12 protein-coding genes and 1 pseudogene are annotated in these 14,879 nt (G+C 64.0%); 11 read left to right on the forward strand and 2 right to left on the reverse strand.

What is annotated here, in order from left to right:
* Positions 1–324 precede the first annotated feature (324 nt).
* The 6 genes from NKT35_RS09220 to gap all read left to right on the forward strand — a co-directional run bounded on the left by NKT35_RS09220 (position 325) and on the right by gap (position 8,763).
* The gene (locus tag NKT35_RS09220; RefSeq protein ID WP_254300704.1) at positions 325–1,059 is read left to right on the forward strand and encodes a GntR family transcriptional regulator; all 735 of its coding nucleotides are present in this window, start codon (positions 325–327) and stop codon (positions 1,057–1,059) included.
* Entirely contained in the window at positions 1,056–2,177 is a 1,122-nt protein-coding gene (nagA, locus tag NKT35_RS09225; RefSeq protein ID WP_254300705.1) for an N-acetylglucosamine-6-phosphate deacetylase, read from the forward strand. Before NKT35_RS09220 ends, nagA begins: the two co-directional genes overlap by 4 nt.
* Complete coding sequence (locus NKT35_RS09230) at positions 2,158–3,180, forward strand: SIS domain-containing protein (protein WP_254300706.1); 1,023 nt, start codon at positions 2,158–2,160, stop codon at positions 3,178–3,180. Before nagA ends, NKT35_RS09230 begins: the two co-directional genes overlap by 20 nt.
* A 67-nt stretch (positions 3,181–3,247) precedes the next feature.
* A complete protein-coding gene (gene ptsP, locus NKT35_RS09235; RefSeq protein ID WP_254300707.1) occupies positions 3,248–5,743 on the forward strand; it encodes a phosphoenolpyruvate--protein phosphotransferase in 2,496 nt (831 codons plus the stop codon).
* Between the two features lie 86 nt (positions 5,744–5,829).
* The gene (nagE, locus tag NKT35_RS09240; protein WP_254300708.1) at positions 5,830–7,512 is read left to right on the forward strand and encodes an N-acetylglucosamine-specific PTS transporter subunit IIBC; all 1,683 of its coding nucleotides are present in this window, start codon (positions 5,830–5,832) and stop codon (positions 7,510–7,512) included.
* Between the two features lie 252 nt (positions 7,513–7,764).
* Positions 7,765–8,763: a type I glyceraldehyde-3-phosphate dehydrogenase gene (gene gap, locus NKT35_RS09245; RefSeq protein WP_254300709.1), complete on the forward strand. Its 999-nt coding sequence runs from the start codon at positions 7,765–7,767 to the stop codon at positions 8,761–8,763.
* A 212-nt stretch (positions 8,764–8,975) separates the two neighbouring features.
* Here gap and NKT35_RS09250 read toward each other — a convergent pair whose 3' ends face one another.
* Positions 8,976–9,419: an Lrp/AsnC family transcriptional regulator gene (locus NKT35_RS09250; RefSeq protein WP_254300710.1), complete on the reverse strand. Its 444-nt coding sequence runs from the start codon at positions 9,417–9,419 to the stop codon at positions 8,976–8,978.
* 418 nt (positions 9,420–9,837) lie between these two features.
* Between NKT35_RS09250 and phoB the strand changes: the two genes are divergently transcribed.
* From phoB to tal, 3 genes are all read left to right on the forward strand, one after another.
* A complete protein-coding gene (phoB, locus tag NKT35_RS09255; RefSeq protein ID WP_254300711.1) occupies positions 9,838–10,524 on the forward strand; it encodes a phosphate regulon transcriptional regulator PhoB in 687 nt (228 codons plus the stop codon).
* Positions 10,525–10,533: 9 nt separating this feature from the next.
* Complete coding sequence (phoR, locus tag NKT35_RS09260) at positions 10,534–11,841, forward strand: phosphate regulon sensor histidine kinase PhoR (protein WP_254300712.1); 1,308 nt, start codon at positions 10,534–10,536, stop codon at positions 11,839–11,841.
* A gap of 94 nt (positions 11,842–11,935) precedes the next feature.
* On the forward strand, positions 11,936–12,997 hold the full coding sequence (tal, locus tag NKT35_RS09265; protein ID WP_254300713.1) for a transaldolase: 1,062 nt from the start codon (positions 11,936–11,938) through the stop codon (positions 12,995–12,997).
* Between the two features lie 73 nt (positions 12,998–13,070).
* Here tal and NKT35_RS09270 read toward each other — a convergent pair whose 3' ends face one another.
* Positions 13,071–13,601 carry a hemerythrin domain-containing protein gene (locus NKT35_RS09270; protein WP_254300714.1) on the reverse strand — a complete coding sequence of 177 codons (531 nt, stop codon included), beginning with the start codon at positions 13,599–13,601 and terminating at the stop codon, positions 13,071–13,073.
* A 210-nt stretch (positions 13,602–13,811) separates the two neighbouring features.
* Here NKT35_RS09270 and NKT35_RS09275 point away from each other — a divergent pair.
* Positions 13,812–14,201, forward strand: a pseudogene (locus tag NKT35_RS09275) (GNAT family N-acetyltransferase); the annotation flags it as partial.
* 48 nt (positions 14,202–14,249) lie between these two features.
* On the forward strand, positions 14,250–14,828 hold the full coding sequence (ampD, locus tag NKT35_RS09280; protein ID WP_371926499.1) for a 1,6-anhydro-N-acetylmuramyl-L-alanine amidase AmpD: 579 nt from the start codon (positions 14,250–14,252) through the stop codon (positions 14,826–14,828).
* The last annotated feature ends 51 nt before the right edge of the window (positions 14,829–14,879 follow it).

The raw sequence follows: 14,879 nt of genomic DNA on the forward strand, positions 1-14,879 counted from the left end.
CGCGGCTGGCTGAGTGGCGAGGCTAATACCAGTCGCGGCAGGTTTGGGCTTGCATATCGGTTGATATGAAATGCCTGGTGCATTTTCAATTGACCTTATGGATAGGAGACATCGTCTTTTTGAGCAGAATCAACTGATTGTCGCTTTATTGCCATGCAGCAGTCGTAAAGTGGTTTGACTGAAAAAATGGTATTGACGTGGTATTAATGTGGTATTACCTTTGCGGCAAATGAAGGCCGTTTTGCACCATTGTTGTGGAAAAGCGGATGCCGGCCATGACGGCCTGGGCTTACACTGCAATTTTCAGACCACTTGCAGACGACCATGGAAAACCGCTGGCAAGCATTGAAACCGGATGAAAACCTGAGCACGCCGCTGTATTTGCAGCTGTCGCGGAAATTGGCCGACGCCATCAACGCCGGCTGGTGGCAGGCTGATGAGGCGCTGCCCTCGGAGCGGACGTTTTCGGAAGAGCTGGGCATTTCGCGGGTGACCGCGCGCAAGGCGATGGATGTGTTGCTGGAGCAGGGCCTGATTCGCAGGCGGCAGGGTTCCGGCACTTTCATCACCCCCAGGCTGGAGCAGCCGCTGTCCCGGCTGACCGGTTTTACCGAGCAGTTGAGATTGAGAGGTTTCGTGCCTTCTTCGGTGTGGCTGGAGCGCGGCGTGTTTCCGCCCAGCAATGAGGAGGTGATCAAACTGGGGCTGTCGCCGACTTCGATGGTGGCGCGGCTCAAGCGCCAGCGCCTGGCGGACGGCGTGGTGATGGCGATTGAAATGAGTACTTTGCCGGTCGCGTATTTAGCCGACCCGCAAGCGGTGGGCACTTCGCTGTACGCCCATCTGGACGCGACAGGACATTCGGTGGTGCGGGCCTTGCAGCATATCCGGGCGGTGAACGCCTCGGGCGATGTGGCCACGCTGGCGGGCATACGCCCCGGCGAGGCGATGCTGCTGATCACCCGGATCGGCTTCAACGCCGACAATGTGGCGATCGAGCTGACCGACACCTACTGCCGCAACGATTACTACGACTTTGTTGCTGAACTGAAACGATGACTCAAACTCAGACCTTGCAGGGCCGCATTCTCACCGCCTCCGGCTGGATGGACGGCACGGTACGCCTGGCCGAAGATGGCCGCATCGCTGCGATCGACGCCAGGCTGGCTTCCGGCCGGCAGGCCGAGCGCTATATTCTGCCTGGCTTCATCGATCTGCACGTCCATGGCGGCGGCGGCGTGGACATCATGGAGGGCGGCAACGCCATCTCCCATGTGTCCCGTCTGCATGCCCGTTTCGGCACTACCTCTTTGCTCGCCACCACCATGACCGCGCCGCCGGAGGAAATCTCCCGCGTGCTGGCCGATCTGGGCCGCGGCTGCAAGGAACGGGCGCCGGGCGGCAGCCGCGTGCTGGGCGTGCACCTGGAAGGTCCCTATATCAATCCGGGCAAGCTGGGCGCCCAGCCGGACGACGCCTGCGCGGCGGCGATGAGCCAGATCGACGCCTATCGCGCGCTGGCGCCGATTTCGCTGATCACGCTGGCGCCGGAAATCCCCGGCCATTTCGACATCATCCGCACCCTGAGCGAACAGAACGTCCGGGTGCAGATGGGCCATACCCTGGGCAGCTATGAGCAGGCCGTGGCCGCGCTGGAGCAGGGCGCGTCCGGCTTCACCCATCTCTTCAACGCCATGACCGGCCTGCATCATCGCGAGCCGGGCGTGGTGGGCGCGGCGCTGGCGCATGCCGAGTACGCCGAGCTGATTCCCGATTTGCTGCACGTCCATCCGGGCGCCATCCGCACCGCCTTGCGCGCCATTCCGCGCCTGTATTGCGTCACCGATTCCACCGCCGCCGCCGGCATGCCGGACGGCGAATACAAGCTGGGTTCGCATACGGTGAGCAAATGCATGGGCGGCGTGCGGCTGGCGGACGGCACGCTGGCGGGCAGCACCCTGACCATGGATCAGGCGCTGCGCAACCTGGTGTCCATCGGCCTGTCCTTGGCCGACGCCTCCAATCGCCTGTCGCTGTATCCGGCCGACTATCTGGGCCAGGCCGACCGCGGCCGGCTGGCACCGGGCGCCTGGGGCGACATCGTGGTGATGGACGCGGATCTGAATTTGCAGCACGTCTTTGTAGAGGGAGAAGAGATTGGCCTCGTTGATGCTTGAAGAAGCGCTGTACGCCGCCGAGGCGGTGTCCGCTCAACATATGTACGCCGATGAAGGCTTGGCCGCGCTGGGGCGCGAACTGGCCCGCATCAGCCCGCGCCTGGCGCTGACCGTGGCGCGCGGCAGTTCCGACCACGCCGCCAGCTATTTCGCCTATCTGGTGATGCAGCGTCTGGGCATTCCGGTGGTGTCGCTGCCGATGTCCATCCTGACGCTGCACCAATCGCCGCTGGCGGTGGAAGGCCAGCTGGCCGTCGCCGTGTCGCAGTCCGGCCAGAGCCCGGACCTGGTGGACACCGTCAAGGCGCTGTCCGCGGCCGGCGCCCACACTGTGTCGCTGGTCAACAAGCAGCAGTCGCCGCTGGCCGAAGCCAGCGATTGGGCGGTGCCGCTGTGCGCCGGCGAGGAAAAGAGCGTCGCCGCCACCAAGAGCTACATCACCGCGCTGTCCGCCGTCGCCCGTCTGGTGGCGCACTGGCAGGCCGACGACAAGCTGCTGGCCGCGCTGGAAGATCTGCCGCAGCGCCTGACCGAGGCCGCCGCCCAGGACTGGTCCGCCGCCATCGAAGTGCTGCAGCCGGCCGAGCGCATCATGGTGGTGGGGCGCGGCCTGGGTTTCGCCGTGGCGCTGGAAGCCGCGTTGAAATTCAAGGAAACCTGCGCCATCCAGGCCGAAGCCTTCTCCGGCGCGGAAATCAAGCATGGCCCGATGGCGCTGATCGACGACGGCTATCCGCTGCTGATCTTCGCGCCGCGCGGCCCGGAACAGCAAGGCCTGATCGACCTGGCCGCCGAAATGCGCGGCCGCGGCGCCCGCGTGCTGCTGGCTGCGCCGGCTAATGTCGATAGCCGCGACCTGACGCTGGCGGTGGCCGACGACGAAGCGCTGGACCCGCTGTTGGCGATCCAGAGCTTCTACCTGATGGCCGCCCGCCTGTCCGAAGCCCGTGGTTTGAATCCCGACGTGCCGCGCCACCTGTCCAAGGTGACCTGCACCCGCTGATGAAGCGGCGCCGGCGTCGCTCTGGGGCGGCGCCGTACAAATACGATTTGAAGAATAAGGAATATCGATGACCGCAACGCTCGAACTGCTGGCCCCGTTTTCCGGCCCCGTCGTTCCGCTGGACCGCGTGCCGGATCCGGTGTTCGCCGGCCTGATGATGGGGGATGGCCTGGCCATCGAACCGCTGTCGCCGACCTTGCTCGCGCCCTGTGCCGGCACGGTCAGCCAGGTGGCCCGCACCGGCCACGCGCTGACGATTACCGCCGCCAACGGCGCGGAAGTGTTGATCCATATCGGCATCGACACCGTCAAGCTGGATGGCCAGGGCTTCAAGCCGATGGTCAAGGCCGGCGACGCAGTCAGCCAGGGACAAGCATTGATCGAGGTGGATCTGGACGGCGTGGCGCGCCGCGCGCCCTCGCTGATCACCATGGTGGTCATCGCCAATAGCGAACAATTCAGTTTCCCCCGCCGTGCCGAGGGCCTGTCGCAAGCGGGCCGCTCGCACTTCCTGACCCTGGCGGCTCGCGAGGCTGTCTCCCCTCGCGAGCTTGCCGGCGGCCCGGAATCCCGCGCCGAGGCGGTGGTGAACCATGAGGGCGGACTGCATGCGCGTCCGTCCGCGCTGGTGCAGCTGGCTGCCAAAGCCTACGGCGCCAGCATTGAAATCCATTTCGGCGGCAAGCAAGCCAACGCCCGCAGCGTGGTGGCCCTGATGGGGCTGGGCGTGGGCGAGGGCGACCGCGTGGAGGTGGTTGCTCGCGGCGGCGATGGCTTAGTCGCGCTTGAAGCCGTAGTGGCGGCGCTACAAGCGCATAGCCAGGCCGGGCATGCGCCGGCCGCGCAAACGGCTGCCGTGGCCCAGGTGGAAGGCCGCATCGCCGGCGTCGCCGCCGCGCCGGGTTTGGCCATCGGCCAGGCAGTGCGCCTGGACGCGTATGAAATGGATGTGCCGCAGCAAGCGGCCAGCGCCGCCGCCGAACGCGCGGCGCTGAGCGAGGCGCTGCTCCAAGTCCGCTCGCACATCCAGCAAGGCATAGACGATGCCCTGCGCCGCGGCGCGACCGCTGAAAGCGATATCTTCGCCGCGCATCTGGCGCTGCTGGATGATCCGGAGTTGCAAGCCGCCGCCGAGCGCGACATCGCGGCCGGCGCGAGCGCGGGCTACGCCTTTCGCCGGGCGGTGCGCGCCCAATGCGCCATCCTGGCCGGCCTCGGCAATCAATTGCTGGCCGAACGCGTGGCCGATCTGAAAGACATCGAGCGCCAAGTGCTGGTGGCCCTGTACGGCGAGCCGGAGCAAGGCCCGGAGCTATTCGACGCCTCCATCCTGGTGGCCGAAGACCTGGCGCCGTCTGATTTGACCCGTCTGCCGCGCGCCAAGATCGCCGGCATCGTCACCGCCGCCGGCGGCGCCAGCGGCCACGTCGCCATTTTGGCGCGCGCCATGGGCATTCCGGCGCTGGTGGCTTGCGGCGCGTCCGCCCTGCAGCTGGAACATGGCCAGACCTTGATTCTGGATACCCAACTCGGCTTGGCCCATCCGCAACCGGACGCCGCCGAATTGGCGGCCGCCCAGGCTGAGATCGACCGCCGCGCCGCGCGCTTGCGCGCGATGCAGGCTTCGGCCAATGCGCCGGCCATCACTGCTGACGGCGCGGTGATCGAAGTGGCGGTCAATATCGCCAATGCCGACGACGCCCGCGAAGGCGTGGCCAACGGCGCCGATGCCGTGGGCTTGCTGCGCACCGAATTCCTGTTCATAGACCGGCGAGACGCGCCGAATCAGGCCGAACAGACCGAAGCCTATCAAGCGGTGCTGGACGCGCTGGAAGGCCGCAACGCCATCATCCGCACTCTGGATGTGGGCGGCGACAAGGATGTGCCTTATCTGCAGCTGCCGCCGGAGCCGAATCCGGCGCTGGGCCTGCGCGGCATCCGCACCGGCTTCGCCTATCCGGAGATGCTGGATACCCAATTGCGCGCCTTGCTGGCGGTGAAGCCGCTGTCGCGCTTGCGCATCCTGGTGCCGATGATCGCCGATGCCGGAGAGCTGATCCGCCTGCGCGCCCGCATCGACGAGCTGGCCGCGGAAATGGGCCTGAGCGAGCGGCCGCAGCTGGGCGTGATGATAGAAGTGCCGTCCGCTGCGCTGCTGGCCGACCAATTGGCCAAGCACGCCGACTTTTTGTCGGTGGGCAGCAACGACTTGACCCAATACACGCTGGCGATGGACCGCTGCAATGCCACCTTGGCGGCGCGGATCGATTCGCTGCATCCGGGTCTGCTGCGCTTGATCGCCATCGCGGTGGAAGGCGCGAAGAAACATGGCAAGTGGGTGGGCGTGTGCGGCGCGATGGCGTCGGATCCGCAGGCCGTGCCGGTGCTGCTGGGCCTGGGCGTGACCGAGCTGTCGGTCAGCCCGCGGCTGGTGCCGGAGGTGAAGAGCCAGGTCCGGGGCCTGTCTCTGGAAGAGTGCGGCCGAGAGGCGCAGCGTCTGTTGACGCTGGGTTCGGCCGAGGCAGTGCGCGGACGCGTGGCCGAATTGTGGCCGAAGGCGTGAGGCGCGATGGGGAAGCTTAGGAATGACGACACGCTGGCGAACCTCCGGATGACAGGACGGCGCCAGATTAACCTGGGAGATATGTTGTGAGTACCTTGAACAAGTTTGCAGGCATCCAGCAGCTGGGGCGCGCCCTGATGCTGCCGATCGCCGTGCTGCCTGTGGCCGGCTTGCTGTTGCGGCTGGGTCAGCCCGATCTGTTGAACATCAAGATCATGGCGCAGGCAGGCGACGCGATTTTCGGCAATCTGGCGTTGATCTTCGCCATCGGTGTGGCGGTGGGTTTCGCCAAGGACAACAATGGCACCTCCGGCCTGGCCGGCGCCATCGGTTTCCTGGTGCTGACCGCGGTGCTGAAGGTGATAGACGACAAGATCAATATGGGCGTGCTGTCCGGCATTCTGTCCGGTTTGATCGGCGGCTATCTGTACAACCGCTACAAGGACATCAAGCTGCCCAGTTATCTGGCCTTCTTCGGCGGCAAGCGCTTCGTGCCCATCGTCACCGGCTTCAGCATGCTGATACTCGGCGCGGTGCTAGGCTATATCTGGCCGCCTATCCAGCACGCCATCGACACGATCGGCAAGTGGCTGATCGGCGCCGGCGAAGTGGGCGTGTTCTTCTACGGCATCCTGAACCGCATCCTGATCGTCACTGGCCTGCACCACATTCTCAATACCATGGTGTGGTTCCAAGTGGGCGACTTCACCGACGCCGCCGGCAAGCTGGTGCACGGCGACCTGACCCGCTTCTTCGCCGGCGACAAGACCGCTGGCATGTTCATGTCCGGCTTCTTCCCGGTGATGATGTTCGGCCTGCCGGCCGCCTGCCTGGCGATGTACCGCACCGCCAAGCCGGAAAACAAGGCGGCTGTCGGCGGCCTGCTGTTCTCGATGGCGCTGACCGCGATGCTGACCGGCGTGACCGAGCCTGTTGAATTCGCCTTCATGTTCCTGGCGCCGGCGCTGTACGCCATCCACGCGGTGTTGACCGGCGTGGCCATGGCCATCATGCAGACCCTGGGCGTCAAGCTGGGCTTCGGCTTCTCCGCCGGCCTGTTCGACTACGTGCTGAACTTCGGCCTGGCCACCAAGCCGGCTTACCTGTTGCCGATCGGCATTGTTTATTTCTTCGTCTACTACGTGCTGTTCGTGTTCTTCATCAAGAAGTTCGACCTGAAGACCCCGGGCCGCGAGGATGTGGCTGTGGTCGCCGCCGTGGTGAGCGCCGGCACTGAGCGCGCCCGCGCCTTCATCGACGCGCTGGGCGGCGCCGCCAACCTGAAGTCGGTCGACGCCTGCACCACTCGTTTGCGCCTGCAAGTGGCCAGCAATGACAAGGTGAACGAAACCGCGCTGAAGAGCCTGGGTTCGCGCGGCCTGATCAAGCCGGCCGCCGGCAGCGTGCAAGTGGTGCTGGGACCGGAGGCCGACCTGATCGCCGATGAAATCCGCACTGCGCTGAATGCCGGCCCGGCCGCAGCCGCGCCGCAAGCCGCCGCGGAAACGCTGGTGTCGGCGGCAGCCGCCAGCGGCGCCAGCATCGACAAGAGCCGTTGGCTGGTCGCCTTGGGCGGCGCCGACAATGTGCGCAAGGTAGAGGCCATCGCCGGCAGCCGCCTGCGCATCGAAGTGGCCGATTCGGCCCGCGTGGACCAGGCTGCGTTGCAGCAGCTGGGCGCCAGCGGCGTCAGCGTGATGTCGGCTACCTTGTTGCATGTGGTTTTGCAAGGCGACGCCAGTCCTTACGCGGCGGTTTTGCAAAGTTAAGTCAAGCAAATGGCAAACACTTGATGTAGCGTGTTGATTACAAGCGCGAATCAGTGGAAAGTGACAGCGCAAGGCGGATAAAACCTTGCGCTGTTTTGTTTTCGGGCGGGCGTCTCCCGCGCCGGCCGGGTCGAGGGAAACTCCCCGGACGCGGCAGCCGGAAGCCCGCGGGAATTTGCATTGCTGGATGGCGAACACTTGGGCCATCGAGTCGTTCATCGCATTGTTACAAGGTGACAAGGAGACTTCATCATGACTATCAAAGTCGGTATCAACGGTTTCGGCCGCATCGGCCGCATGGCTTTCCGCGCGATCGCAAAGGATTTTCCGGAACTGGAAGTAGTGGGCATCAATGACCTGCTGGATCCGGAATACCTGGCGTATATGTTGAAGTACGACTCGGTGCATGGCCGCTTCCAGGGCGATGTCAAAGTGGAAGGCGGCAGCCTGGTGGTCAACGGCAAGAGCATCCGCCTGACCGCCGAAAAAGATCCGGCCAATCTGAAATGGAACGAGATCGGCGCGGAAATCGTCATCGACTGCACCGGCTTCTTCCTGACCAAGGAAGGCTGCCAGAAGCATATCGAAGCCGGCGCCAAGAAAGTGGTGCAGTCCGCTCCGTCCAAGGATGACACCCCGATGTTCGTGTTCGGCGTCAATCACGACAAGTACGCCGGCGAAACCATCGTCTCCGCCGCTTCCTGCACCACCAACTGTCTGGCCCCGGTGGCCAAGGTGCTGCATGACAACTGGGGCATCAAGCGCGGCCTGATGAGCACCGTGCACGCCGCCACCGCCACCCAGAAAACCGTTGACGGCCCGTCGTCCAAAGACTGGCGCGGCGGCCGCGGCATCCTGGAAAACATCATTCCGTCGTCCACCGGCGCCGCCAAGGCTGTGGGCAAGGTGATTCCGGAACTGAACAAGAAGCTGACCGGCATGGCCTTCCGCGTGCCGACTTCCGACGTGTCCGTGGTCGACCTGACTGTGGAGCTGGAGAAGGAAGCCGACTACGCCGACATCTGCAAGGCGATGAAGGCCGCTTCCGAAGGCGCGCTCAAGGGCGTGCTGGGCTACACCGATGAAAAAGTGGTGTCCACCGACTTCGTCGGCAACACCGCGCCGTCCACCTTCGACGCCGACGCCGGCATCGCGCTGGACAAGACCTTCATCAAGGTGGTGGCCTGGTACGACAACGAATACGGCTACACCTGCAATATGCTGCGCTTCGTCAAGCACATCGCAGGCTGAGCTGTGAAGGTGTAAGGGAGAGTTGTACTCCTTCTACCGGCGCCATGGAGCGCCGGTTTTTTTATGCCCTGGCGGGGCGTGCCGCCTATCCGCCGGCGCGCCGCTGATCCGCGGGCATCCCGCCCATCATGATCGACAGCCGACGGAGAAACCTCTGCGGGCTTCCGTCTATCGGGAGGTCCTGATGAGCGCGGGGAGGGGATGGGCGGGATTCATTCGTCTTCCTGCAGCGCCGGCATGCGCGGCGGCACCGGCATGTCGATGATGATGGAGGTCTTGGTGTCGCCGAATTGCATCAGCCGGGCGATCAAGGCCTGCAGCGCGGTCATGGTGTCCACCGCCACTTTGATCATCAATCCGCTGGTGCCGGTGATCGAGGCGCACTCGATCACTTCCGGCGTGTTGCGGATTTCTTCTATCACCACGTAGTACTCCAGATGTTTCACTGTCAATTCGATCAGGCAGGAGATGGGCAGCCCAACGCGCGCCGGGTCGATCTGTGCGCGATAGCCGGTGATGACGCCGCTTTGTTCCATTTTTGTGACGCGGTCGGCAATGGCCGGCGCGGAAAGATTCACGCGGCGGGCCAATTCCGCATAGCTGATTCTGGCATTTTCATGCAGTGCAACAAGGATTTTTCGATCATATCTGTCCATGTTTCGATTCTAATGAAAAAACAGAAAACAAACATCAAAAGAAAGGCTGAATGGCTTTAAAACGCTTGTTTGATAGGCTTTGTACCTTGAAATGCTACGTAGAATGCACCCCGTATCTGGAACGCGAGGCATGTCCCGCCGGACGTTCCTTACCAAGATTAGTTGTGGATGAGGAGTGTCCCCTCCTTGTTCTAGAGACTGTCCTGGTGATCTCTTTGTCCCTGGTCTCTTGTCAGATCAACGTTTTTGACGACGACCATTCCGGGCCTGCGCCATCTGCGCGGGCCCATTTTTTTTGCGCTGGCGCATGGGCTGCGAATGCGGCAGAATCGCGCGCGCAGCCTAATCAAGACATGTCATATTAATGTCATCTGCCGTTTGTATCCTTGCCACAAAACCAAACCGAGGATAGCCGAATATGGCCGCCAACATCTTGCTGGTAGAAGACGAACCGGCGATTCAAGAACTGATCGCCTTCAACCTGACTCAAGCCGGCCACCACGTGCTGCGCGCCGGCACCGCCGAGGCGGCGCTGACGCTGGTCAGGAACGCGCTGCCCGATCTGGTGTTGCTGGACTGGATGCTGCCGGGCGCCAGCGGGGTGGACGTAGCCAAGCGCCTGCGCGCCGACGAGCGCACCCGCCACATTCCCATCATCATGCTGACCGCCCGCTCCGACGAGCAGGACAAGATCGTCGGCCTGGAAACCGGCGCCGACGACTACATCACCAAGCCCTTCTCGCCGCGCGAACTGCTGGCCCGCATCAAGGCGGTGCTGCGCCGCCGCGCGCCGCAGATGACCGACGACGCGGTGGATGTGCAAGGCCTGCGGCTGGACCCGGTGACGCACCGCGTGACCGGCAACGGCAGCGTCATCGACCTGGGGCCGACCGAATTCCGCCTGCTGCATTTCTTCATGACCCATCCGGAGCGCGTGCATTCGCGCGCCCAGCTGCTGGACCAGGTATGGGGCGACCACGTTTTCGTCGAGGAGCGCACCGTGGATGTGCATATCCGCCGTCTGCGCAGCGCGCTGGAAGATACCCAGCATGACAGCCTGATTCAGACCGTGCGCGGCACCGGCTATCGCTTCTCGGTACAGTAACGGATAAATATGCGTGAATTCTTGCAACGGACGCTGATGTGGCTGGCGGCCATCGCCTTGGTCAGCGCCGGTTTCTGGGCGCTGAGCTCGGCCACGGACGCGCTGCTGGTGTTGGCCATCAGCCTGGGCGGCTGGCTGGTTTTCAATCTCTACCACATCGCCTTGTTGCTGCGCTGGCTGCGCCACCCGGTGGCGGAGCGGGTGCCGGATGGTTTCGGCGTCTGGCACGCCGTGTTCATGACGCTGTACCGCATCATGCGCAACCAGAGCCAGAGCAAGAAGAAGCTGACGCATACGCTGGAGCGCTTCATCAATGCCGGCGAGGCGATGCCGGACGGCGTGGTGGTGCTGGACGATCTGGACCGCATCGAGTGGGTCAATCCGATGGCGGTGGACCACCTGGGGCTGGACCGCAAGCGCGATGTCGGCAATCAGATACTCAATCTGATCCGCCAGCCGGCGTTCCACGCGTATATGAAGAACGCCAGCTTCAGCCAGCCGCTGACGCTGAATTTCAGCCAACCGCGCGAGCTGGTCATCTCCTTGCAGCTGGTGCCGTTCGACTCTACCCGCAAGCTGCTGCTGACGCGCGACATCACCCAGCTGGAACGGGTGCAGACCGTGCACCGCGACTTTGTCGCCAATGTGTCGCACGAGCTGCGCACGCCGCTGACGGTGGTGGGCGGCTTTCTGGAAACGCTGGCCGACATGCCCGAGGTGAACGATCAGATGTTCCGCCAGTTTCTGCCGATGATGATGGAGCAGTCGCGGCGGATGCAGAGTCTGGTTGAGGATCTGTTGACGCTGTCGCGGCTGGAGAACAGCCCCAAGGCGGCGGCGGCGGAAAAAGTGGACATGCGCGAGATGCTGGACACCTTGATGGTGGAGGCCGAGGGCTTGTCGCAAGGCCGCCACGCGGTGAAACTGGCGCGCTGCTGCGACTCCGGCCTGTGGGGCAGCGGACAAGAGCTGCACTCGGCCTTCGGCAACCTGGTGTCCAATGCGGTGCGCTATACGCCGGAAGGCGGCTGCATCACCCTGTCCTGGCAAGAGGAGGGCGAGCAGCTGCGCTTCTCGGTATGCGACACCGGCATCGGCATTCCGCGCGAGCATATTCCGCGGCTGACCGAGCGCTTCTACCGCGTCGATCGCGGCCGTTCGCGCGGCAGCGGCGGCACCGGCCTCGGCCTCGCCATCGTCAAGCATGTGCTGGCGCGGCATCATGCCCGCCTGGAAATCAAAAGCGAGCCGGAGAAGGGCAGCACTTTCAGCGTGGTGTTTCCCCGCGAACGCCGCAACGACAGCCTGGCCGCCTGAGCCAGCGCAAACCGCCGCGTCAATCCCCTTGGCGCGGCGTGCCCATCGGGGTAGGATTCTCTCTTTATCTCAAGCAATACCCGGACGCCACACCATGAATCGTTTGCAAGCCATCCGTCCCTTCGGCCAGCGCATCTGGCTGGACAATCTGTCCCGTGAACTGATCGCCTCCGGCGAACTGGCCCGCCTGCTGGCCGACGACGGCATCGCCGGCGTGACCTCCAATCCGGCCATTTTTTACAAGGCGATCAGCAGCGACGCCAGCTACCAGGGCGAACTGGCTGTGCTGAAGCAAGACGCGGCGCTGTCCGCCGAAGCGCGCTACGAAAAACTGGTGGTGGCCGACATCCAGGCCGCCTGCGACCTGTTGCTGCCGCAATACGAAGCCAGCCAGGGCAACGACGGCTACGTCAGCCTGGAGGTGTCCCCGGAACTGTCGCGCGACGAAGCCGGCACCCTGGCCGCCGCCCGCCGTCTGTGGGCCGAGATCGGCCGCGCCAACGCGATGATCAAGATCCCGGCCACCGCTGAAGGCATCCGCGCCTTCCAGACGCTGACCCGCGAAGGCGTCAACGTCAACATCACCCTGCTGTTCTCGCTGCCGCAGGTGGAAGCGGTGTGGGACGCCTACATCGCCGGTCTGAACGCCCGTCTGGCAGATGGCAAGCCGGTGTCCGGCATCAAGGCCGTGGCCAGCTTCTTCCTATCGCGCGTCGACAGCCTGCTGGACGCGCAAGTGGCGGAGCAGCACAAGGGCAAGGTGGCGATCGCGCTGTCCAAGGCCGCTTACATCCGTTATCAGGCGCGTTTCCATGGCGAAGAGTTCGCCAAGCTGCGCGCCGCCGGCGCCATGCCGCAATTCCTGTTGTGGGCCTCCACCGGCACCAAGAATGCCGCCTACAGCGACGTGCTGTACGTGGAAACCCTGATCGGCGATGAAACCGTCAATACCGTGCCGGACGCCACCATGGCCGCCTTCCGCGATCACGGCAACGCCGCGCTGACGTTGCCGCAAGCGCTGGAGCAAGCTCAGGCCTTGCTGGCTGAAGTGGAAGCCGCGGGCATCGATCTGGCCGCTGTGGGCGAGAAGTTGCAGCAAGACGGCCTGAAACTGTTCGAGGACGCTTTCGCCCAGCTGCTCAAACTGACGGCTTAAGCTTCCGGTCGACGGAAAAAAACAACGGGTTGCCGGCGCGAGCGGGCAACCCGTTTTGTTTGCGCGCCGCGGCTTAGGCGGCCTGGGCGCGTCTGGCGGCCATGTGTTCTCCGGCCTGTCTGAGTTCTTCCAGGCTCAGCGTGCTGGACGCGGTGGGAAACAGCCAGGCCTCCTCGGTGGCGGCGTGTTCGCGGTATTGGCGGGCGAATTCCTGCAATTCATTCTTGCTGATCTGCTTGATGCGGCCATCGCGCAGCGCGGTCAGATCGTCGCGGATGGCGTTCCAGCAGGAGTGCAGATAGCCGTGCTCGGCGGAGAGCTGCTCCAGCCTGGGCACTGCGGTGGGCACGCGCTGTTCGATCAGCGGGAACAGCTCTTCTTCCTCGTCGGTATGATGGGCCGGTCCGGCGACGTCGAAATAGCGCACGATGTCGTCAATGGTGTTGCGCGCGGCGTCGTCGACGCCATGCTCATCGATATAGGGCGGCAGTTTGTCCAATAAGTCGCAGAAGCGGCGAATTTTGTCGTGGCAGGCCAGCAGCATTTCCAGCGGCTGTTCGAAACTGGGGGCGGTGGGGCCGCCCAAGGTGTCGAGCGTGAGCATGAGGGTGGTCTCCTGCATTGAGGTCCGGGACATTGTGCCGCAACAGCCAAGCCATGGACATGACGCGCCTCAAGCGTAAACTAGACGTCATGCGAAATATGGCGCAGGCGCAACGCGAAGGCGCAAATTCTTGATACCGCTTTGCGGGCGGGAACACAAGCGGATTTTTCCGTAGCGCCGACGTCATGAATATAAGAGGTTTTTATGTCGATGCCATTTGAAGTGAGGGGGCTGGATAGGGCGGATTCCAAGCAGGTGGGAGAGGCCTTGCGTCTGCAATTGGCCGCGCATCGCTTGGAGGCGTCATGGCTGGATTATCCGGATCTGCCCTTGCTATGGGCCGACGAGGCGGCGCTGATCGCCTGCGGAGGCCGCATCCTGGGCGCATTCGAGGGCGAGGCGCTGCGAGGCCTGGTGGTGGCGTCGCGCCGCTCCGATGGCGGCCTGCATATCGATCGCACCGTAGTGGATCCGGATCATCTGAACCAAGGCTGGGGCTATCGCTTGCTCAATCATGTCGCGCAGGGCGAAGTCCGGATCAGCGTGGATACGGCCGAGGTCAACCAGGCGGCGATCCGTTTGTATCACAAGGCGGGTTTCGTGCTGGAAAAACGCTGGAGCACGCCGGACGGGCTGGTTTTGTGGCGGCTGGCCTATCGTCCGGCTACGCCCCCGGCGCTGGAGCTGGACGCCGATGGCTGGCTGCGGGGCGCGCGGCAGATTCCCTCGCCCAATTGCGACGATCGCAGCCCAGGCTGCGCGCCGGAGCTGCTGGTGATCCACAATATCAGCCTGCCGCCCTACCGTTACGGCGGAGAAGGGGTGGAGCAGTTGTTCAGCAATGCGCTGGATCCCGATGCTCACCCTTATTATCAGGGCATTCATCAGCTGCGGGTGTCGGCGCATTTTTTCATCCGCCGCGACGGGCAGTTGCTGCAGTTCGTGCCGGTGGGCAAACGGGCCTGGCATGCCGGGGTGTCCAGCTGGCGGGGCAGAGAGAAGTGCAACGATTTCTCCATCGGCGTGGAGATGGAGGGCTGCGACTTCGAACCGTTCAGCGAGGCGCAATACCGCGCCTTGGCGGCGCTGAGCGCGGCATTGCGCCGTCGCTTGCCTTTGATCGCGGTCACCGGGCACGAGCATATCGCGCCCGGCCGCAAGACCGATCCCGGTCCGTGGTTCGATTGGGCCAGGGCGCAGGCGGATATCGGCTTGGCGCGCGGCTGATCGTTGACATAAAAACGGCGGCTTCAAAGGCCGCCGTTTTCATGATGCGCC

Source organism: Chromobacterium sp. IIBBL 290-4 (assembly GCF_024207115.1).
In the GTDB taxonomy this organism is placed as follows: Bacteria; Pseudomonadota; Gammaproteobacteria; order Burkholderiales; family Chromobacteriaceae; genus Chromobacterium.